Annotated in this window: 17 protein-coding genes; 4 read left to right on the top strand and 13 right to left on the bottom strand. The window is 60.7% G+C overall.

The genetic code is table 11. From position 1 onward, the window contains the following. The first annotated feature begins 3 nt into the window (after window positions 1-3). Window positions 4-1,032, top strand: coding sequence for an S-methyl-5-thioribose-1-phosphate isomerase (gene mtnA, locus Q1L34_RS19280; protein ID WP_327204244.1), 1,029 nt, complete (start codon window positions 4-6; stop codon window positions 1,030-1,032). 177 nt (window positions 1,033-1,209) lie between these two features. Here the strand turns inward: mtnA and Q1L34_RS19275 are convergent, their stop codons facing one another. The 8 genes from Q1L34_RS19275 to Q1L34_RS19240 form a co-directional block, all read right to left on the bottom strand. After that, window positions 1,210-2,478, bottom strand: a complete 1,269-nt coding sequence (locus tag Q1L34_RS19275) for a histidine-type phosphatase (RefSeq protein WP_069476140.1) — start codon at window positions 2,476-2,478, stop codon at window positions 1,210-1,212. 25 nt (window positions 2,479-2,503) lie between these two features. Next, a complete protein-coding gene (locus Q1L34_RS19270; RefSeq protein WP_327204242.1) occupies window positions 2,504-3,865 on the bottom strand; it encodes an MFS transporter in 1,362 nt (453 codons plus the stop codon). 336 nt (window positions 3,866-4,201) lie between these two features. Beyond that, window positions 4,202-5,011 (bottom strand): inositol monophosphatase family protein, encoded by an 810-nt coding sequence (locus Q1L34_RS19265; protein WP_004859418.1) that lies wholly within the window; start codon window positions 5,009-5,011, stop codon window positions 4,202-4,204. A 121-nt stretch (window positions 5,012-5,132) separates the two neighbouring features. Next, window positions 5,133-6,122: a LacI family DNA-binding transcriptional regulator gene (locus tag Q1L34_RS19260; RefSeq protein WP_004859419.1), complete on the bottom strand. Its 990-nt coding sequence runs from the start codon at window positions 6,120-6,122 to the stop codon at window positions 5,133-5,135. A gap of 144 nt (window positions 6,123-6,266) precedes the next feature. Continuing rightward, window positions 6,267-7,505, bottom strand: coding sequence for a cytosine deaminase (codA, locus tag Q1L34_RS19255; protein ID WP_004859424.1), 1,239 nt, complete (start codon window positions 7,503-7,505; stop codon window positions 6,267-6,269). After that, window positions 7,502-8,737 carry a PucR family transcriptional regulator gene (locus tag Q1L34_RS19250; protein ID WP_054829394.1) on the bottom strand — a complete coding sequence of 412 codons (1,236 nt, stop codon included), beginning with the start codon at window positions 8,735-8,737 and terminating at the stop codon, window positions 7,502-7,504. Before Q1L34_RS19250 ends, codA begins: the two co-directional genes overlap by 4 nt. Beyond that, window positions 8,734-10,002 carry a cytosine permease gene (gene codB / locus Q1L34_RS19245; protein WP_103073201.1) on the bottom strand — a complete coding sequence of 423 codons (1,269 nt, stop codon included), beginning with the start codon at window positions 10,000-10,002 and terminating at the stop codon, window positions 8,734-8,736. The genes Q1L34_RS19250 and codB overlap by 4 nt, the downstream gene beginning before the upstream one ends. A gap of 286 nt (window positions 10,003-10,288) precedes the next feature. Continuing rightward, window positions 10,289-10,570: a hypothetical protein gene (locus Q1L34_RS19240; RefSeq protein ID WP_123629085.1), complete on the bottom strand. Its 282-nt coding sequence runs from the start codon at window positions 10,568-10,570 to the stop codon at window positions 10,289-10,291. 214 nt (window positions 10,571-10,784) lie between these two features. On the opposite strand from Q1L34_RS19240, the gene Q1L34_RS19235 reads away from it, so the two are divergent. From Q1L34_RS19235 to Q1L34_RS19225, 3 genes are read left to right on the top strand one after another with little or no spacing between them, the layout of a single operon-like run. Next, on the top strand, window positions 10,785-11,396 hold the full coding sequence (locus Q1L34_RS19235) for a methylthioribulose 1-phosphate dehydratase (RefSeq protein WP_004859435.1): 612 nt from the start codon (window positions 10,785-10,787) through the stop codon (window positions 11,394-11,396). 25 nt (window positions 11,397-11,421) lie between these two features. Next, entirely contained in the window at window positions 11,422-12,918 is a 1,497-nt protein-coding gene (locus Q1L34_RS19230; protein WP_004859438.1) for an FGGY-family carbohydrate kinase, read from the top strand. Further along, window positions 12,915-13,943, top strand: a complete 1,029-nt coding sequence (locus tag Q1L34_RS19225; protein WP_004859441.1) for a 2-hydroxyacid dehydrogenase — start codon at window positions 12,915-12,917, stop codon at window positions 13,941-13,943. Before Q1L34_RS19230 ends, Q1L34_RS19225 begins: the two co-directional genes overlap by 4 nt. Before the next feature lie 15 nt (window positions 13,944-13,958). Here the strand turns inward: Q1L34_RS19225 and Q1L34_RS19220 are convergent, their stop codons facing one another. The 5 genes from Q1L34_RS19220 to Q1L34_RS19200 are packed head-to-tail and all read right to left on the bottom strand — an operon-like array spanning window position 13,959 to window position 19,426. Next, entirely contained in the window at window positions 13,959-14,903 is a 945-nt protein-coding gene (locus Q1L34_RS19220; RefSeq protein ID WP_048024616.1) for a carbohydrate kinase family protein, read from the bottom strand. A gap of 11 nt (window positions 14,904-14,914) precedes the next feature. Then, window positions 14,915-15,913, bottom strand: coding sequence for an ABC transporter permease (locus Q1L34_RS19215; protein WP_327204241.1), 999 nt, complete (start codon window positions 15,911-15,913; stop codon window positions 14,915-14,917). After that, a complete protein-coding gene (locus Q1L34_RS19210; RefSeq protein WP_004859449.1) occupies window positions 15,913-16,899 on the bottom strand; it encodes an ABC transporter permease in 987 nt (328 codons plus the stop codon). The genes Q1L34_RS19215 and Q1L34_RS19210 overlap by 1 nt, the downstream gene beginning before the upstream one ends. Then, window positions 16,896-18,401 (bottom strand): sugar ABC transporter ATP-binding protein, encoded by a 1,506-nt coding sequence (locus Q1L34_RS19205; RefSeq protein WP_155075374.1) that lies wholly within the window; start codon window positions 18,399-18,401, stop codon window positions 16,896-16,898. Before Q1L34_RS19205 ends, Q1L34_RS19210 begins: the two co-directional genes overlap by 4 nt. A 44-nt stretch (window positions 18,402-18,445) precedes the next feature. After that, on the bottom strand, window positions 18,446-19,426 hold the full coding sequence (locus tag Q1L34_RS19200) for a sugar ABC transporter substrate-binding protein (protein WP_004859454.1): 981 nt from the start codon (window positions 19,424-19,426) through the stop codon (window positions 18,446-18,448). Window positions 19,427-19,730: the final 304 nt, after the last annotated feature.

Raw genomic sequence — 19,730 nt, 5'->3', positions numbered from 1 at the left:
GATATGCAGACACTACAGACCACCAGCCTGCGGGTAAGCGAAAATCAGCTTTTTATTCTTGATCAGCAGGCATTGCCGCAGGAAAAACGCTGGCTGGCGGCGGATAACGTTTCGTTGCTGGTGGACCATATTCACGCCCTGCGGGTACGCGGGGCGCCGCTAATCGGCCTGTCGGCCAGCCTGCTGCTGGCGCTTCTGGCCCGGCGCGGCCTCAGCCGGGATGAACTGGCCCAGGCACTGGAAACGCTGCGGGCCGCGCGCCCGACGGCGGTAAACCTGATGAATAATCTCGATCGCATGAAGCTGGCGCTGGCGGAAGAGAATCATGCCCAGGCACTGGAAGAGGAAGCGCTGCGTCTGATCGCAGAAGATAAACAGCTATGCGCCAGCATCGCCGAGGCGGGCAGCGCACTGGTGACGCCGGGCAGCCGCCTGCTGACGCATTGTAATACCGGCGGTCTGGCAACGGCGGGCGTAGGGACGGCGCTGGGGGTGATTGCGCTGGCCCATCAGCGCGGGCTGGTGGAAAATGTCTGGGTCGACGAGACGCGACCGCTGCTGCAGGGCGGTCGGCTGACCGCCTGGGAGCTGGGTGAACTGGGGGTGCCTTACCGGCTGATTACCGATTCGATGGCCGCCAGCCTGATGGCCAAAGGAGAGGTTGACGCCGTATGGGTCGGGGCTGACCGGATCGCCGCTAACGGCGATGTGGCGAATAAGATCGGCACCTATTCCCTGGCGGTACTGGCGAAGTATCACGGTATTCCGTTCTACGTGGCGGCACCGCAAACCACCCTCGATCGCCACTGTCCGAACGGCGAGGCGATTCCGATTGAGCAGCGGGCGCCAGCGGAAGTGACCGGCGTCACCGGCAGCTTTGGCGCGGTGCAGTGGGCGCCGAAAGATGCCGCCGTTTACAATCCGGCATTTGACGTCACCCCCGCGGCATTAATTAGCGGCTGGGTGCTGGATAGCGGCGTGGTCACCCCGGAACAGGTGGCGGCCGGGGCGTTTGCAGCGGAAAAAGCCTGAGTTAAAGCGCAGTGATTCCCATCGCTTCCTGTCAGGCTATATGAGTAACGCGCCTCTTTAAAATACCCGGCGGCGGCTGACGCCTTACCGGGCTTACGGGGCGGGATCAGATCGGCTTTTGTCGGTCAGGAAAGGCGTCAGCCGCCGCCTGACAAGCGTGCGGGCACGATCGCCCAATCACGGCAGAACCATATCGACCGCCGGAGCCGCGTGCGGATCGATATGCCGGCCGAGCGTTGTCAGCGCCGCCTGGTAAGGGCACAGGGTTCCGACTTCGGTCGTCTGGCAGCCCGCTTGACGCCACTCCTGGCGCAGCAGCGGATGCTGGCTGTCCGGGATTTGCAGACGACGTAAATCGTCCAGACTTTGCGCCTGGAAGTAGACGCGCAGATAGCGTTTACCGCTATGGGTATCGCGCCAGCGTTCCAGGACCAGGCTGCTGCCCGGCGGGATATTGCCCCGGCTGTACCCCGGCAACTGCCAGCTAAAATCCATTAACGTACGCACCATGGCGATATTGGTGTCGTGCGCCACCAGCAGTAGCCAGCGCACGTCCGGCGTGGCGCCTTCTTTGACCCCCTCCAGCATGGCGTTGAGCAGAATCGAACCGCGTTTTTGCGCGGTATAAAACACATCGTTGCTCAGATCGTAGTTCTCCGTCAGCAGCGGCAGCAGGGCGGTGATCTGGCTGGAGCGGGTGATGTTACCCCACGCCAGCTGGCTGAGAGGCAGATTTTCGCTCCAGCCCAGGCGTAGCGTCTCAACCATATTGGCCATCACGCTCAGTCCACTAATCGACGTTTTGCCGCTTTTGCTCTGCTCGACCTGCCACGGCTGGTCGAACGCCGGACAAGGTTTGTCCGGCACGCAGACCGCATTTTTCAGCAGCTGAATCACCGGAGCCAGCGCCTGCCGACGCTGTGCCAGATCGCCGGCTTTTTCTTTCACTGCCGCCAGTTGGCGGGCGGGATCGGTTTGCGTGGCGGCAAACTTATCGGTCTGAAACAGCGGATCGGCGTCGCCGCTGACGTAATGAATGGCTACGCCGCAGCCGGGAAAGGCGCCGTCCACCAGCGCCTGGGCGGTGGCCCGCGTGCGCTGCAGGGGGCTGGCGCGAACGTAAATTTCGCCGTTCGCCGGGCAGCCCGCCGTCAGCAGGCCCAGCTGGCGAAAGCGCACGCCCTCTTCGCGCCCTTTATTGACCACCGCGGCATAGCCATGGCCGGTCAGCTCGCCGTCGCGGGTGGTCCACTGGGTCCACGAACGCTGGGTCGCGGCGTCGATGGCTTCCCGGTTGCCCGGCGTCGGCGGGCGAATGCCGTGGCGGCTGAGTTCAACCACTTTTTCCAGCTCAAACTGCGCGGCGGCATGCCCCGGTGCGACCAGCAGCGGCAGGGCGCAGGCAAACAACAAGCGTAGTAAAACCTGATGTCGTACAGGCATCATAAAATATTCCTTATAGATTAAATGGTTACGACGAGAATGAGGTCTGGCGTTCTATCGCGTGTCGTCTGGCGACAATCGCCGCGGTGGTAAAACAGAATAGCGCGGACATCAGGCCGGCGCCTACCCAAAACAGCGACAGCGTACTGAAGTCGTACAGCGTTTTGCCATTTTCGATAATCGATGTTTTATCGATGATGATGCCGGTGAGAAACTCGCCGAGTCCCGCACCCGCGTAGCTGGCGATACCGATGGTGCCGAGCGCTGCCCCCGCGGCTTTGCGCGACGAAATATCGACCGCAATCAGTCCGCCAAGGAAGCAGGTCAATGCGCCAATGGTGGCGCCGAAGATAATCATCGCCAGAATGTCGGTGTAGTAGCCGTGCGGCGACCAGAGCATCAGCGCAAAGCCTCCGGTGTTGAGCAGGCTGATAAACCCGGCCATCACGCTGCGGTTACGCGGGAAGAGGCGGTCGGAGAGCACGCCGGCGATAATGGTGCCGGCAATACCCGCGATGGCGTTAACCCCGATAATTCCGGAGGCTTCAAGGGTAGAGTAGGCTTTATCCTGCTCGAGAAAGAAGATCCCCCACGAGTTCACCGCGTAGCGATCGATATACATAAACGCCGAGGCCATTGCCAGCGTCCACAGGGCCGGATTGCGCAGCGCCAGCAGCTGGTTTTTAAACACCGAGCCGCGGACTTCCGCCCCTTCCTGCGGTTCGTCGCGAATCACGTTGATTGACGGGAAGCCGCAGCTTTGCGGTGAGTCGCGCATAAACAGCAGCAACAGCGCCACCCCGACGGCGCCGAGCGCTGCCGTGGACAAATAGCCCATTTGCCAGCCAAAACCCGCAATGACGGCGGCGATCACCATGTAGGTCAGCGCTTCGCCGATGTTGTGGGCGGTTGACCAGATACCATAAAAGGTGCCGCGCTCTTTATAACCGTACCAGCGGGCCAGCGATACCGCACAGGGACCGACCCCCATCGATTGCGCCCAGCCGTTGATCCCCCAGAAAACCGCCAGCAGCAGGGCATTGCTGGTCATCCCCATCATCAGGTTCATCCCGGCGCTCAGCAGCAGGCCGAGACTCATATAGCGAACCACATTGGCATGATCGGCAACGAAACCATTAACCAGTTTGCCGATGGCGTAGCTGAAAAACAGCGCCGAGCCGATCATGCCCAGCTCGGTAGGAGAAATACCCAGCTCGACGAGCGCGCTTTTGGCGACGGTAAATGACAGCCGACAGACGTAAAAGGTCACGTAGGCGACGGTCATGGCTAAAAATGTTTGCCAGCGTACGCGGCGAAAGCGTTGTTCATCGAACTGCGCGCCTGCTTTGGGCGGCGAAGCGCGAAAAAATGCGATAATTCTTCCAGACATAATGGTATCTCCGAAGGTCGGAGGCCTGACTGATTAGCGTGGTTCGTCCGTGAGGTTTATCCCCGTCATACTTCAAGTTGCATGTGCGTTGGCTGCGGTCTACTCGACCCATTCATGGGCCTCGCCCTTACGGGCAGCCGCTACACGGCGTTCAAATCTGTTCCAGACAGATTTGTCGTTCACCCCGCTCACTTGCCGCGTTACCCGGCCTCGCCCCTTCGGGGCCAGCGCAAGCGCTGTTCACGGCAAAAGTGCCTTGTCCTGCAACTCGAATTATTGAGGGCATATTGTCTTTGTGTAGAGTACATAATCAGATAAAGCCTGACCCGATACGGGTTAAGGTAATGGGTGATAAAGCATGTTTTTTAATTGTGGATAGAGCGTCTTGCTGGCCAGCAGCAGCGGGTTGCCATGACGAATCCCATCCTCCGCCAGATAGTCATTGCTCAGGCCGCCGGCTTCGCGCATCAGCACCAGCCCCGGCAGCCCGTCCCACGGGTTCATGTGCGGTTCGTAGTAACCGATGAGCCGGCCAGCCGCTGCCCAGGCACTCATCAGCGCTCCGGAGCCGTTGCGGATAAACATGCCGCCGTCGCTAAGCAGCGCATTGAGAAAGGGCAGAAAAACCGCTGGCGTCACGCGGTGCGAAGTCCCGACGCCCATCACCCCCTCTTTGACCGTCGTCGCCGGATGCGGAGCGATGGGCGCATCGTTGAGCCATGCGCCCTGGCCTTTCAGGGCGTGGAACAGCTCGCGATGGTTGGGGTCGTACACCACGCCGATAACCGGTTCGCCATCGGCGACGATGGCCATCGACAGGCACCAGGTGTGCAGACCGTTAAGAAAACAGCTGGTGCCGTCGATAGGGTCGACAACCCACAGCACGCGGGCGTCAGGCATCTGCGTTCCGCTCTCCTCGCCGAGAAAACCATCCTGCGGAAAGGCGCTGATAATGCGCTGCTTAACAAACGCCTCGACCCGCTTATCGGCGACGCTGACCACGTCCTGCAGGTCGTCGCCTTTATGATCCACCGCCAGCCGGTCGCGCTGCTGATAGTATTCGAATGCCAGTTCAGCACCGGCTTGCGCCAGCTCGCAGGCCAGGCGATAGCGGGCCTGCAGCGCATCTGATTCCAGGGATTTCATGCTTATTCTCCATTTTGCACACGTGTGCATTGTATGTGAAAAAAACAGCCCCGAAGGGCGAAGTGAGTGTGGATGGATTAAAAATAATATTCTGTGATCGTGCTGGCATAAAATGAATTTTTCATTTCGCGCTCTGACGAACAATTAGTTTCACTGGCACTTCGCGATGACGTGACGGCAGGTTGAATTTAGCGATCCTCGTGACCAGGAGATCCACCGCATGGTGGGCGAGCAGAGCGGTATTCTGCTGCACGGTGGTCAGCTGGTAGGGCTGCCAGTCCGCCTGCGGGATATCATCGAATCCGATAATGGCAGGTAGCGAGGCGGCAGGATTGTCCGCCCGCAGACCGTCCAGCGCGCCGAGCGCCAGCATATCGGTGGCGCAGAACAGCGCCTGCAGCTGCGGATGCGCGGCGAGCAGCTGCCTGGCGGCGCTAAAGCCCGCCTGATAGCCGCTGCTTTCGCAGAAGTGCGCGGCAACGTCGATGCCTTGCGCATGGGCAATGAACGCGTCGTAGCGCTGCCGGGTGCTGAAGTTATCCAGACTTTCACCGATAAACCCGGCCTGTCGCCACTGGCGCTGAACAAACAGGTCGGCCACCAGCTTCGCCCCCTGCGCGTTGTCGCTGCATACGCGATCGCAGCCGGCCAGATCGGCGTGGCGGTTGATCAGCGTCACCGGGATTTTTCGCTCCAGATACTCCTCCGCCAGCGACAGCGGCGGCGCTCCGGAGGTGATAATGACGCCCGCGACGTGATAGCTCAGCAGCTGCTTGAGCGACGGGGCGAGCTGCTGCGGATCGTCGGCGTTCATCAGCAGCGGCATAAACCCGTTGAGCGCCAGCTGGTGGACCAGCGGCGACAGCAGCTTGCTGCGGAACGGGTTATCAAACCCGGCGGTGACGATGCCGATAAAGTTGCTGCTGCCGGTATTCATCGCGCGGGCGATGATATTGACCTGATAGCCCAGCGTTTCCGCCGCGGCGAGGACCTTCTGCCGGGTTTTTTCCGCCACCGATGCGCCGGGCGTAAAGGTGCGGGATACCGCGGAACGGGAGACCCCAGCGAGCCGGGCAACATCCTCAGCCTTAATCCATTTTTTTTCGCTCATAGTGTCAGGGTACGGGTTGTTCTTAGTAAGCCCATGCCGACGCGGGAGCCCATGGTCGGCACAAAAAAGTAGTAAGAAGGTATCACATAAATCCCTGCGCGAGCAGCGGGTTGACGCGGGATGCGTACCGCGTCAACGTTGCGCTTAGGCCGGGTAGTGAATCTGTTCCGCCTGGCGCTGCATAATGATCTTGCCGTGACGAATGGAGGTCAGCACTTTGGCCTGACGGCGCACCGCGTCATAGTCGTTATGCGCATCAAGGATCAGCAGGTTTGCCGGGCGGCCTTCGGCGATACCGTAGTTGTCGCCGAGGCACAGCGTACGGGCGCTGTTGTCGGTAATGAGATCGAGACAGCGCTGCAAATCTTCATAGCCCAGCATATGGCAGATGTGCAGCCCGGCGTCGAGAATGCGCATGATGTTGCCGTTGCCCAGCGGGTACCACGGATCCTGAATGGAGTCCTGAGCAAAGCAGACGTTAATCCCGGCGCGGTCCAGCTCCGCCACCCGCGTCACGCCGCGGCGTTTCGGCCAGCTGTCGAAGCGCCCCTGCAGGTGAATGCTTTCGGTCGGGCAGGAGATAAAGTTGATGCCCGAGGCCTTGAGCAGACGGAACAGTTTCGAGCAGTAGGCGTTATCGTAGGAACCCATCGCGCAGGTATGGCTGGCGGTGACCTGCGCGCCCATGCCGCGCACCCGGGCCTCTTCCGCCAGCACTTCGAGGAAACGCGACTGCGGGTCGTCGGTTTCATCGCAGTGTACGTCCACCAGGCAGCCGTGGCGCTGGGCCAGGTCCATTAAAAAGCTCAGGGAGCTGACGCCCTTATCGCGGGTGTTTTCGTAGTGCGGAATGCCGCCCACTACGTCGGCGCCCATTTCGATGGCGCGGGTCATCAGCTCGCGCCCGCCGGGGAAGGACTCAATGCCCTCCTGCGGAAAGGCGACGATCTGCAGGTCGATAAGATGGGCGGCCTCTTTTTTCACCTCCAGCATCGCTTCAAGCGCGGTCAGGGAGGGGTCGGTGACATCGATGTGGGTGCGCACGTGCTGTACGCCGTTATCGCGCAGCATACCGATCGTTTTCAGCGCCCGCTGGCGCGTATCTTCTACCGTGACGCTCTCTTTACGCTGGCTCCAGCGGGCGATACCCTCGAACAGCGTACCGCTCATATTCCACTCCGGCTCGCCCGCCGTCAGGGTAGCATCCAGGTGGATATGTGGCTCGACGAACGGCGGGATAACCAGCTTTTGCTGCGCGTCGATATCGCTGGTTTCAGCCGCCTGCGCGGCGGCCTGCGGAGTGATGCTGTTAATCAGACCGTCCTGTAATTCAAGGGTATAGAGCGCTTCTTGATGGCGCAGACGCGCGTTGATGATTTTCATGGTTGTTCCCGTAAATGGTTTTGCGACATACGCCAGATCGCCAGGGCGACCGAAGCGTTGAGATGAAATTGCGGATGGCTGACCGGATTGCGGGTCAGCTTTTCAATACGTTGAATACGCTGATGCAGCGTGTTGCGGTGAATGCCCAGTCGCTCGGCGGCCCTGACCACGTTACCGCTCTCCTGAAGCAGCGTTTCCAGCGTCTCCATCAGCAGCCACGGACTTTTACGATCGGGCTCGATCAGGCAGCCGAGGGTGTCGTGCATAAAATCACTCAGCAGGGTGGGGTCGCTGACGGCGGAGAGCAGCTTGATAAAGCCCAGCTGCTGGTAATCGCTGATACGCTGGGCCGGACGCAGGCTATCGCTGAGGTCCAGCGCCTGACGCGCCTGCGACAGCGCCCGCTGATAGCCCTGCAGCTGCTGCACCGGCGCCGAAAGACCGCACAGCAGCGACAGCCCGTCATCGCCTTCCGCCAGCGCATACAGCCACGCCTGGAGCCACTTTTTGTGCTGATAAAACTCGCCTTCTTCATCCGGGAGCAGGAAAAGAAACATATTGCTGCGTTCGACCAGGGGAAAGGGGTTGCCCTGCTGATTGAGCTGCTGCTGCAGGCGCTGGCGCACGGTGCGGCGGGCCTGCTGGAGCCAGGCTTCGGCCTGTTCCGGCGGAAGCTGGCGAAACAGGCGCGGGATCCCTTCCAGGCGCAGGGCCGCCACTCGCAGCGGGCGGGTAAAATCCAGCTGCTGGTGGAGCGCGCGTTGATGCAGGATTTGCAGATCGGGATAGTCGCCGGTTAACAGCTGCAGCAGAATATCGCGCTGCGACTGCAGCGCGTTTTCGCTGCGCACCAGCGCGGTACCGATGCGTTCGGTGACGATCACCATTTTGAGCAGATAGGGCTGTTCGATCAGCGGAATGCCCAGCTCGTCCGCCAGCGCGATCAATCGCGGCGGGATCGTCTGAATATATTGGTCCCCGGTGAGGATCACCATGCCGGCGATCCCGCGCTGCTTGCCCTCCATCAGCAGATGGATCAGGTTGTCTTCATCGCGGGGATGGTTGATCCCGGTGATAAACACCAGCTCTCCGCCCATGATCCATTCGGCGATATTTTCATTTTCCGCGACGTAGTACCAGCGCACCGCCAGCTGGAGCCCCTGCTGCCCCGCGCGCAGCCGCATCGCCGAGAGTCCCTCGAGAGCGAGGATTTCGCTGACCGTCAGGCTCATGACTCCTGCTCCGCGACCGAATCAGCGGCGGGCTGACGTTTGCTCAGACGAGTCAGCGCGATATAGACCAGCGCGGAAACGGTAATGCCAACCAGCGGGGCGATCCACGGCGACAGGTAAGCCACCACCGCGCCCACGGCGTAGGCGCTCAGCCCCAGCCAGTTAAAACGCGGTAAGCGGGCGGTGTGCAGCCGCGGATAGCGGCCGCCGCGATAAAACCAGTAGTCGGCGAGGATAACGCCACCGATGGGCGGAATGATGCTGCCCAGCAGCACCAGGAAAGGAATCAGCATTTCATACATCCCGCCAATGGCCAGCAGAATGCCAACGCCGGCGGCGACCACGGTCAGGGTGCGGCGGCGCTCGCTGCGCAGCAGGTGGCAGGCGGCCGCCGAGACGTTATAAATCGTCGGCCCCTGAATGGTCAGTAGGTTGAGGCACAGCATCACCACCGCGGCGACCGACAGCCCCTGCAAAATCAGCACTTCCACGATATCGGCCTGCTGATAAACGATGGCGCACCAGGCGCCGGCCACAATCATCAACCCGTTACCGATCAGGAAGCTGCCCATACTGGCGAGGATGGCGGTGCGGCTGGAGTTAGCCAGCCGCGTCCAGTTGGTCGCCTGGGTGGCGCCGCTGGCGAAGGTGCCGAAGACCATGGTGATCGCCGCCGACCAGGTCATGGTTTCGCCCGGTTCGATTTTGGTCATTGCCTGCCAGCCGCCGGCGTGGTGGGCGGCCAGGTACATCGAGACCACCAGCAGAATGAACATCAGCGGCACCGACACGCGCGACAGCGCATCCAGCCCTTTGTAGCCCACCAGCGCGGTGACGCAGAACAGGATACCGAACAGGATCATCAGCGGGATGGTCATGGCGGCGGGCAGGGCGAGGATTTTGACCAGCGAGATGGCGACCGTCGCGGTACCCCAGGCGTACCAGCCCAGTTCGGCGAAGCCGAGAATAAAATCGGCGAGCTTGCTGCCGATTTCCCCGAAACAAAAACGGCCCATCAGTACGGTATTCAGCCCGCTGCGTGCGGCAATCCAGCCGAGGGAAGCGGCATACAGAGCCAGCAGAAAGTTACCGATCGCCGCAATCCACAGGAGATTGACGATCGAAAAAGAGACGCCAAGTTTGCCGCCGGCGAACATCGTGCCGGTAAAAAAGGTAAAGCTGAACAGAACCATGGAGATCGAAAACAGGCCCTTACGCCCGGAGGCGGGCGCTTCGACGAGCGGAAAATCATTGCTGTTTGACATTGTGGAACCTCTGAGTGGCTATCCGAATGGCGATGGCAGAGAGGTAGCAAGAGATATGCCAACAAAATCAAGGCATGGGTGACACAATGCGATGGGCAGTGTGCACATAAAAAGTCGTTTATCAGCCGATGTTTGCCAGAATAGTGTGCACGGTGCAAAGTTTTGCCCCGCGATGGGGCAGCGGCCGGCGGATTACCCAGGCTGGCGCTGAGATTTAGCGATTGTGCTCGCATTTCTGTTGGCTGGGGGCTGGCGTTACCGGGCAGTTTCCGCGACGCGGACGCGATCAACGATCGGACAGGGAGCGGCGGCGCTGGGTTGTTATGCCGGCAATCCCGCACCTGACGATCTTGTCGGGCATCACCGTCTCTACACATTTTGCGCCCGATTTTTGCGGACCCATCGCACTTCTTTCCTGCAGAACGATCCCCCGTCTTTTTGACCACCGGTAGTTGGTAATAGGGGCTTCATGAAAACGTTCGGTTATATCATTGTTAAAAGCAGTAATTTCATATGCATTTCTGATATAACCATTATCAATGTAAGCCTTTCCTGAAATATTGTTCACTTAAGCTGGCGGTGTTAGTATCGGGTAAATAGCCATTTAGACGGCTAAAGAACCTTTCTCCAGGCTATTTTATTGGCCATTTTGGACCTGGGCAGGCTCACCCTCTCACGTACCCGGTGTACGTTCCGGGTGTGCCGCGCTGTCGGTGTCGAGACTGCCTGCAACACCTGCCGTAAAGGTTCTCAAATTAACATCGCTAAACTAAGGAACTGCTATGTGGCAAGAAAGACTCGCGCAACTGGTCACCACCTGTCATTGGATCGGCGCGAAAGGCTGGGCGCCGGCGACCGGCGGCAATATGTCGGTGCGTCAGGATGAGACCTGGTGCTGGCTTAGCGAGTCGGGACGCGATAAAGGCAGCCTGACGACGGAGGATTTCCTCCAGGTCGAGATCGCCAGCAATAAAGCGCCTTCCGGGCGTAAACCTTCTGCTGAAACCGGTCTGCATACCCTGGTGTATCGCCTGTTCCCTGAGGCTAACGTCGTGCTGCACGTCCATACCGTCAACGCGACGGTGCTGTCGCGCATCGAGAAGAGCGGGACGCTGGCGCTGCAGGGCTATGAAATGCAGAAAACCCTGACCGGTCAGCACAGTCATCTCGATACCGTCCCGGTGGCGATTTTCGATAATGACCAGGATATCGACGCCCTGGCGGCGCGCATTGAAGATTATGCGCAGACCAATCCGCTGCGCTATGGCTTCCTGCTGCGCGGCCACGGCCTGACCTGCTGGGGCAAAGATATTAATGAGGCCCGCCGTCAGCTGGAAGGACTGGAGTTTCTGTTCGAGTGCGAGCTGATGCGTCGCCGCTACGAGCGCGACTAAATTTCACTCCACTAACGGGTCAGGCATGGATTTTTATCTCGGAATCGACATCGGCACCTCGCGCGTTAAAGCGGTGCTGTTTGATGAGCATTTTCAGGCACGGGCCAGCGCGGCGGAGAATACCGGCCCGCGCCTGTCGGCGAACGGTCATGCCGAGCAGGATATGGCGCAGCTGTGGCAGTCGGTGTTGACCATTTTGCAACAGATTGCCCGACAGCCGGAACTGAAGGCCGGACGTCTGCGGGCGATCGGCCTTGCCGGGCAGGGCGAAGGCGTCTGGCTGAGCGATGCCGAGGGCGAACCGGTGGGCCCGGGGATCCTGTGGAGCGACACCCGCAGCCGCGAGCTGATGAGCGAGCTGTTACGCCGTCCGGGTTTCGACCGGCGCTTTTTCTCTGACACCGGCACTCACCTGCAGCCGTGCAATACCAGCATGCAGTTGAGCTGGCTCCGGCATTATCAACCGGAGCGGCTGGCGCAGGCGCACTATCTGTTTTTCGCCAAAGACTGGGTGCGTTTTCGCTTAACCGGGGTGGCGGCGCTGGATGTTACCGACGCCAGCACTTCGCTGCTCAATCAGCACAGCGGCGAACTGTCGGCGGTTGTGCTTAATGAAATGGGGCTGGCCGATCTGCAGCATCTGTTCCCGCCGCGGCTGGCCCCCGATGCGCCGGCCGGCACGCTGCGCGATGAGGTCGCCGCCCTCACCGGACTCCCCGCCGCCACGCCGGTGGCCGCCGGCGCGCTCGACGTTTGCAGCGCCGCGCTGGGCTGCGGAGCGGTCAACGATGGCGATATCTACACCATTCTCGGCACCACCTGCTGTACCGGGATTGTCTGCCACGGTCGTCAGGCGGTGAATGAGGGGACTCGCTATGTCACCCACACCGAGTCGGGGAGCTTTATCAATCTCTTCCCGATGCAGGCCGGTACGCCGAATATTGACTGGCTGCAACAGCATATTTCCCTGACGGCGGACCTCCAGCTGCTGGAGCAGTCTATCGCCGATGTCGAACCGGGCAGCGGCGGCGTCTTCTGGCAGCCCTACCTCAACGGCGAACGCGCGCCGTTTTTCAGCCCCGATGCGCGGGCCGGCTATTTTGGCATCAGCCAGCATACCACCCGCGCGGAACTGCAGCGGGCGGTGTTTGAAGGCCTGGCTTACGCCATCGTCGACTCGCTGCAGGGCTATCCGCAGGGGGGCGAACTGTACCTGACCGGCGGCGGCGCGGCCTCGGCAACCTGGCTGCAAATCATTGCCGACTGTACCGGGCGCACGGTGGTCTCCAGTACCTTTAATGAACTCAGCGCGCGCGGGGCGGCGATTCTGGCCGCCCGCAGCGTCGGCGCGCTGGCGCACTATCCCCGGCTGGAGCAGACCCGCTATCAGCCCGATCCGCAGGCCCACGCCCGCTACGCTGCCCTGTACCCGGTTTACCGGCTGCTGCGCGAGCAGATGCTGCCGGTCTGGCAGGCCCGACAGGATGCTCTTCACCGTCTTTCTCAGGAACAACATTCATGAAAATCGTTTTTACCGCCGAACATTCCGGCGATCTCGCAGCCTTTCAGCAACTCGGCGAGCTGCTGGTGGAAGGCTGGGCGTTGGGCAAACCGAAACTGAGCGCGGGCCAGCTGATTGAGCTGGCCCATGATGCCGAGGTTCTGATCACCAGCTATGACGATGTGACGGAAGAGGTGATTGCCGCCTGCCCGCGACTGCAGGTCATCGCCTGCACCCGCGCCAATCCGGTGAACATTGATATCAAAGCCGCTCAGGCCCGTGGTATCCGCGTGCTCTATACGCCGGGGCGCAATGCGGACGCCGCGGCGGAGCTGACCATTGGGCTGATGTTGAGCCTGGCGCGGCATATTCCGCAGTCCCATGCGGCGCTGAAACGCGGTGAGTTTACCCGCGCCGAGAACGCCACGCAGGCCACGCAGAGCGGACTGCGCCGCGATGTAGTGTGGGACGTGAGCCCGGAGAGTCCCTATGAAGTATTTAAAGGCAGCGAGCTGCGCAACAAAACCCTGGGGTTGATTGGCTATGGCAATATCGGTCGCCGGGTGGCGCGTATTGCGCGGGCGTTTGGCATGGCGGTGCTGGTAGTGGATCCGTTTGTCGCCGCCGAAGAGATCAACGAGCCGGGTCTACAGAAAACAACGCTTGAGGGACTGTTCCGCGCGGCGGATATCGTGAGCTTACATCTGAGCAGCGGCCCGCACAGCGATGGTCTGGTGAACGCGGCGTTGTTGAATAGCATGAAGCCCGGCGCGTTGTTGATTAACACCTCGCGGGCGGCGGTGGTGGATGAAGAGGCGTTGATTCACGCGCTGCGTCATGGCCCGCTCGGCGGCGCGGCGCTGGATGTCTATCACCGTGAACCGCTGTGGCGCGACCATCCGTTTATCACTGAGTTTGCTAACGTGATCATCACGCCGCATATTGCCGGGGCGACGCGGGAGAGCATCGCTAAGCATACGGCGATGATTGCCGCCGACCTCCAGCGCTATGTCGCTGGCGAGCCGCTGCTCTATCAGTGGCGCTAAGCCGCGGGCCGGAGATTATCCGGCCCGGTTGGCCGCCATAAACGCCAGGGTATGATCCCAGTCGACCACTCCGGCGTCTGAGCCTAACCCGGTCGCCACCAGCGCGGCGACCGCGGAGGCGACTTCACAGGCCTCTTTCACGCTCATCCCGCGGGCCAGCGCGGCAATAAAGCCGCCGCAGTAGCTGTCGCCGCAGCCGGTAGTATCAACGGCATCGACCCGGTACGGTGCGATATGTTCGACGCCACCGTCGCCGCTCAGCAGCCACGAGCCGTTTTCGCCATCCTTCAGAATGCAGGTCCCGACGCCCAGATCGAAGAAGAAACGGGCGATGTCGGCGGGGTCGGTGCGCCCGCTGAGGTCGCTTGCCTCTTCCAGCGAAGGCATAAAATAGTCCACCGACGGCAGCAGCGGGCGCAACAGATCCAGAGTCTGCTCGTTGGGGGCGATCAAATCAAAGCTGGTGGTGACGCCGCGGGCCTTTGCCTCTTGCAGCAGCAGGGCGCTTTGCCCGCGATCCATCGCCGCCAGCAGGCCGCTGCCGCCGTGGTGCAGGAAGCGGCAGTTGAGAATCGCGTCAAATTGTTCTTCGCCGACGAAAAGGGCATCGGAAGCGCCCCGGCAGTGCAGTGCCGGGCGCTCGCCGTTGGGACGGATCGGCAGGATCGTCGCCGACGTTTCCTGCTGCGCCGTGCGCTGGATCAGCGAGCAGTCGATCCCCAGCCGCGCATAGCTGGCAAGGATAAAATCGGCTTTTTCATCTTCGCCAAGGCAGGCGACCGCTGCGGTACGAATGCCCAGCTTTGCGGCGTTAATATTGGCTCCGGCGGCGGTACCGGCAGGGTTAAGGCGAATTTGTTCGATAAAGGCCACCCCGCCGCGCGGCGGGATGTCCATCACCGGGCGACCGGCGATATCAAGAATAGTCAGGCCGACAAAGACGGCGTCAAAGGCTGCCATAAATGCTCCACTTAACGATGGGTTTGGCGCAGACGCGCCTGCCAGAAGGAGAGGGCCAGCGCCACCACCAGAATCACGCCAACCAGCGCATCTTTCACCAGGTAGTTGAGCCCCATCAGGTTCAGGCCGTTATCAATAATGGCGAGGAACAGCACGCCGCCGAGGGTACCGGCGATGCTGACCCGACCCAGTCGGTTAAAGGCGGTGCCGATAAATACCGCGGCGATAGCGTCCATCAAATAGGCCTGACCGGCCAGCGGCGTAAACTGGCGCAGGTTGGCGGAAAGAATAACGCCGCCGACGGCGCACAGCGCCGAGGCCGCCACCAGTACCCACAGCAGAGTCAGGCGATCGCGGATCCCGGCGATGCGCGCCGCTTCGCCGTTCTGGCCGACGGCGCGGACATATTTGCCAAACAGCGTGCGTTCGGTTATCAGCCAGGCCGCCAGCCCCAGCGCGAGGACAATCACCACCGGCGTCGGAATGCCGGCGATATTGCCGACCGCCAGGTCATGATACTCAGGAGCCATTCTGCGATAGGAGATAGAGCCGCCGCCGTCGGTATAGATGCGTTCGGCGCTGCTGGCGATAAACCAGGTGCCGAGGGTGGCGAGGAAGGGACGAATCTGGCAGATAAGGATCAGGAAGGCATTCAGCAGGCCAATCATCACCCCGCCAAGCAGGGCGCAGCCCACCGCCGCCTGCCACGGCAGGTGCCAGGTTTTTAAGGCGACCAGCGCAAAGGCGGCACCGAAATCGAGCGCCACGCCTACCGACAGGTCGATGGCGCCGGCGCTGACGATTAAGGTCATCGCCATCGCCACAATCAGCAGAATGGCGCTTCCCTGGAGTAAATTCGCCCAGTTATCGAGGGTCAGAAAGACCGGGTTGGCCCAGCCAAACAGGGCGACCGCCAGCAGGGTAATAATGCCGAACCCGGCCCGCGACAGCCACGCCAGCGGGCTGCTGCCCGACCGGTTGGCTGAGGATTTGAGCGTCAGCTGACTCATCAGCGGCCTCCTTGATGCCTGACCGCCGAGGCCGCCAGGACGATGAGGATCAGGCCACCCTTGATGGCGCCCATCCAGAAGATATTCACCCCCAGCAGGCCAAGGCCGTTGGAGAGCGCGTTGACCAGTACCGCCCCGAGCAGCGCCCCCCAGATGGTGACCACGCGACGCCGCGAGAACGCCGCGCCGATAAAGGTGGCGAGGACAGTTTCCAGCAGTAACGGCGTTGCCGTGCCGCTGGAGCTACCGGAGCCCTGGCTGAGCAGCGGCAAAATCGCCAGCCCGGCGGCGATCCCGGCCAGTAGCCAGACCATAATCGTCAGACGACGGACGTTGAGGCCGCTCATCTGCGCCATATCGCGGTTGCCGCCTACCGCCTGTAAGTGCTGGCCGAAACGGGAGTGATGGAGCAAAAACTGAAACAGCACGAATACCGCCAGCAGATAGATCAGCGGCCAGGGAACCCCGAGCACCGCGTTGTCGCGAAAAGCGACCATGAGCGGGTCGTTGACCGCGATGCGCCGCTGACCGGTCAGCAGATCCGTCAGGCCGGTAAAGGCGACGGAAGTCGACAGCGTCGCCAGCAGCGGCGGCAGGCCGGCGGCGAGCACCAGTATCGCGTTCACCGCTCCGCAGGCGAGGGAGACCGCGATCAGCAGCAGTAACAGCAGCAGATACGGAGTGTTCCATTCGACCATCCCGAGGCTCAGCAGGGCGACGCCGAGCACGGCGATAGCGGGAAGCGAGAGGTCGATACCGCCGGAGACCACGTCATCGCCGCCGACGGCAATCACGCACACCAGGCCGAAGCAGAGGATCGCCAGCGGCACGCTCTGCACCAGCATCATGCTGATATTCTGCCAGCTTAAAAAGAAAGGCGACTGGAGGCTGAGCCAGACCAGCAGTGCAAAAAAGAGAATCAGCGGGAATTTTTCGATAAGCGTCGTTATGCCCGGAAGCGGGCGGCGCTGGATACCTGCACTCATACCTGTTGTTCCTGTCCACCGTTAATCGTCGCCAGCAGCGCGTCGAGCGTCAGCCCCCGGGTCGGAAGATTAGCCACCAGCTCGCCGCGCCACATCACCAGGATGCGGTCGCAAAGGCCCAGCAGCTCCGGCGCATCGCTGGAGGAGACCAGTACCGCGCGTCCGCGATCCGCCAGCTCGCGGGTGCGCTGATAAATATCGCTGCGGGCGCCGATATCGACCCCAAGAGTGGGTTCATCGAGAATAAAGAGCCGTGCGTCGGTACCCAGCCAGCGGGCCAGAATGGCTTTTTGCTGGTTGCCGCCGCTCATAAAACGCACCGGCAGTTCCGGACGACCGGGGCGGATCGAGAGCCGGTCGATCCAGCTGCGCGCTTTTTCCAGCGCCCGGCCGCGATGCTCCCAGCCGAAGGTGGCGGTCTGCGGCAGGGAGGCGAGATTAATATTGTCGGCGGTGGAGAAGGGAAGAATCAGCCCCTGATGGCGACGGTCGCGCGGCACCAGCGCCATGCCGGCGCGGGTGGCCTGATACGGCGTACGCAGCCGCTTCGGCTGGCCGTCGATGCTAATCGTGCCGCTGCGGGCGCGGCGCAGCCCGTAAAGCAGATCGACCAGCACGTCGCGGCCGGCGCCCAGCAGACCGGCGACGCCGACGATCTCTCCCGGCTGAATATCAAAGGTAATAGCGTTTAATTGCGCACCGTCGCTGAGCTGGCGTACCGACAGGACCGGCACGGCGGTATCGACCTGATGAGCGCTGCTCTGACGCGGGGTATAGAGCTGTTCGATATCGCGCCCGACCATCATTTTAATCAGCGCATCGGTGTTCTGCAGGAGCGCCCGATCGGGGTAGCCGACGACCTCGCCGTTACGCAGTACCGTGCCGCGATCGCACAGGGCGGCGATTTCATTGAGATAGTGAGAAATATAGAGAATCGCGATCCCCTGCTGCCGCAGGCGCAGAATCGCCGAGGAGACCAGGCTGGCTTCCTGCGCTTCCAGCGGTGCGGTAGGCTCATCGAATACCACCAGCTTTGCCGCGCCGTCGATCAGCGCGCGGGCTATCTGCACCAGCTTGCGTTCAGCGAGGCTGAGGTCGCGGATCAGGCGGCGAGGATTGATTTCCAGCTGCCAGCTGTCGCGGAAAAACGCCGCGGTGGCGGCATTCATTCGCCGCCGGTCCAGCGCCCCCCAGCGGGTACGGTACTCCTGGCCGAGGAACACCGATTCCGCCACCGTAAAGTGGGGGATCAGATTGAGCTCCTGGTGAATGACGCGGATGCCCAGCGCTTCAATCGCCGCCGGATTACCCAGCGGCAGCGGCGCGCCGTCGAGGGTGGCGTTGCCGCTATCGGCCTGGTAAACGCCCGCGAGGATTTTGATCAGCGTCGATTTTCCGGCGCCGTTCTCGCCGATCAGACCGTGAATTTCGCCGGGATTCAGAAGCAGCGTGACCGCATTTAATGCAGTCACGTTGGCAAAGCTTTTGCTGATCTGGTTCATCGCCAGACCAGCGGCGGGGTGAGTCCCGCCGGAGGATTGAGTGATCACTGCAGTTCGCCATATCCCAGCTGTTTATAGACTGCTTTCGCCTCCTGCGGCCCTTTGACCGGGACCACCGGAATAAAGGTCTGCAGCGGCAGTTTCTCTTTGGCGAAGTAGCGCGCGACGTTATCGGCGGAGGTCTGGCCAATCAGATGAGGCTGCTGAGCCACGTTGGCGACGAACGGGCTATTTGGCTCGGCCATGATCTCCAGCGTTTCCGGACCGGCATCGATAGCGGTAACCTTCACATCTTTATCGCGGCCGGTCTCTTCCAGCGCCTGAACGATACCGATGGCCGGCTGATCCCAGCAGGCGACATGAATGGCATCGAGTTTGCCTTTAGGATACTGGCTGAGTAATTCGAGGGTTTTCTTCCGCGCGTCTTCCGGGGAATTGGCAAACTGTTCGGCCAGCTCCGGCTGGATAATATGAATGTCCGGATAATCCTTAAGGACATATTTCCACTGATCGTAACGAATCCCGCAAATACGCAGGGAGCTGGAGAACGCATTGAATACGGCAACGTTGCCTTTACCGCCTAATTCGTCCGCCATATAGCGGCCAATGGTTGAGCCGAGGGTGTAGTTGTCGGAAGTCGTGTTATTGACCGAGTATTTTGACACATGATCGACGGTAAATACCGGAATGCCAGCGTCGCGCAGCGCTTTGAATTTAGGTTCGACAGCGCTGTCGCCGAGAATACTAATTACCGCATCGACTTTACGTGACAGTAAAATATCATGGTTGTTGGCATGGACCTGATTATCGCGGCCGCCATCGACGCCGATCACTTTACCACCCAGTTTCTCTACCTGTTCGGTGGCGCCTTTATAGGCTTCACGATCCCAGAAGTGCTGGGTGCCAACCACGGCGACGCCAATGGTCTTCCCCTGGAGCGAAAGGGCTTCTGCGGCTGACGCGCTAACGGAGACGAGCGAGAGCAGACCCAGCGCGGCGGGTAATAATTTTTTTCTCTGCGACATTCTTATTATGATCCTGTGATGAAGGTAGCTGCGGACTCGTAGCATGACAATAACGAGCACGCAACCTCAAATACGAAATACGTCTAAGTTATTCCAGTAATGTTATATCGCAGGATTAGCCGAGGAAAACTTAATTTTATCATCGGCAAGCTGAAAATATTTCATGATGGATAATTTAACCCTCTTTTATATTGTGGATATTAAAGCTGGTGCGTTATTTTCAGTGCAAATAATCGTTGCTGCTTAATTATTATGGTTTAGCTGATGTGAAATCTGGTAAATAACCTGTCGGGCCGGGAAGTGT

It is taken from the genome of Klebsiella ornithinolytica (assembly GCF_030505655.1).
Taxonomy (GTDB): Bacteria; Pseudomonadota; Gammaproteobacteria; order Enterobacterales; family Enterobacteriaceae; genus Klebsiella; species Klebsiella ornithinolytica.
This window is presented reverse-complemented; position numbering and strand designations above follow the sequence as displayed.

What these genes read in the sequence shown, in the direction of transcription:
- codB (WP_103073201.1), bottom strand. Translation starts at nt 10,002, where the DNA reads ATGTCAAACAGCAATGATTTTCCGCTCGTCGAAGCGCCCGCCTCCGGG.
- Q1L34_RS19225 (WP_004859441.1), top strand. Translation starts at nt 12,915, where the DNA reads ATGAAAATCGTTTTTACCGCCGAACATTCCGGCGATCTCGCAGCCTTT.
- codA (WP_004859424.1), bottom strand. Translation starts at nt 7,505, where the DNA reads ATGAAAATCATCAACGCGCGTCTGCGCCATCAAGAAGCGCTCTATACC.
- mtnA (WP_327204244.1), top strand. Translation starts at nt 4, where the DNA reads ATGCAGACACTACAGACCACCAGCCTGCGGGTAAGCGAAAATCAGCTT.
- Q1L34_RS19275 (WP_069476140.1), bottom strand. Translation starts at nt 2,478, where the DNA reads ATGATGCCTGTACGACATCAGGTTTTACTACGCTTGTTGTTTGCCTGC.
- Q1L34_RS19200 (WP_004859454.1), bottom strand. Translation starts at nt 19,426, where the DNA reads ATGTCGCAGAGAAAAAAATTATTACCCGCCGCGCTGGGTCTGCTCTCG.
- Q1L34_RS19210 (WP_004859449.1), bottom strand. Translation starts at nt 16,899, where the DNA reads ATGAGTGCAGGTATCCAGCGCCGCCCGCTTCCGGGCATAACGACGCTT.
- Q1L34_RS19260 (WP_004859419.1), bottom strand. Translation starts at nt 6,122, where the DNA reads ATGAGCGAAAAAAAATGGATTAAGGCTGAGGATGTTGCCCGGCTCGCT.
- Q1L34_RS19235 (WP_004859435.1), top strand. Translation starts at nt 10,785, where the DNA reads ATGTGGCAAGAAAGACTCGCGCAACTGGTCACCACCTGTCATTGGATC.
- Q1L34_RS19205 (WP_155075374.1), bottom strand. Translation starts at nt 18,401, where the DNA reads ATGAACCAGATCAGCAAAAGCTTTGCCAACGTGACTGCATTAAATGCG.
- Q1L34_RS19215 (WP_327204241.1), bottom strand. Translation starts at nt 15,913, where the DNA reads ATGAGTCAGCTGACGCTCAAATCCTCAGCCAACCGGTCGGGCAGCAGC.
- Q1L34_RS19250 (WP_054829394.1), bottom strand. Translation starts at nt 8,737, where the DNA reads ATGAGCCTGACGGTCAGCGAAATCCTCGCTCTCGAGGGACTCTCGGCG.
- Q1L34_RS19265 (WP_004859418.1), bottom strand. Translation starts at nt 5,011, where the DNA reads ATGAAATCCCTGGAATCAGATGCGCTGCAGGCCCGCTATCGCCTGGCC.
- Q1L34_RS19220 (WP_048024616.1), bottom strand. Translation starts at nt 14,903, where the DNA reads ATGGCAGCCTTTGACGCCGTCTTTGTCGGCCTGACTATTCTTGATATC.
- Q1L34_RS19230 (WP_004859438.1), top strand. Translation starts at nt 11,422, where the DNA reads ATGGATTTTTATCTCGGAATCGACATCGGCACCTCGCGCGTTAAAGCG.
- Q1L34_RS19270 (WP_327204242.1), bottom strand. Translation starts at nt 3,865, where the DNA reads ATGTCTGGAAGAATTATCGCATTTTTTCGCGCTTCGCCGCCCAAAGCA.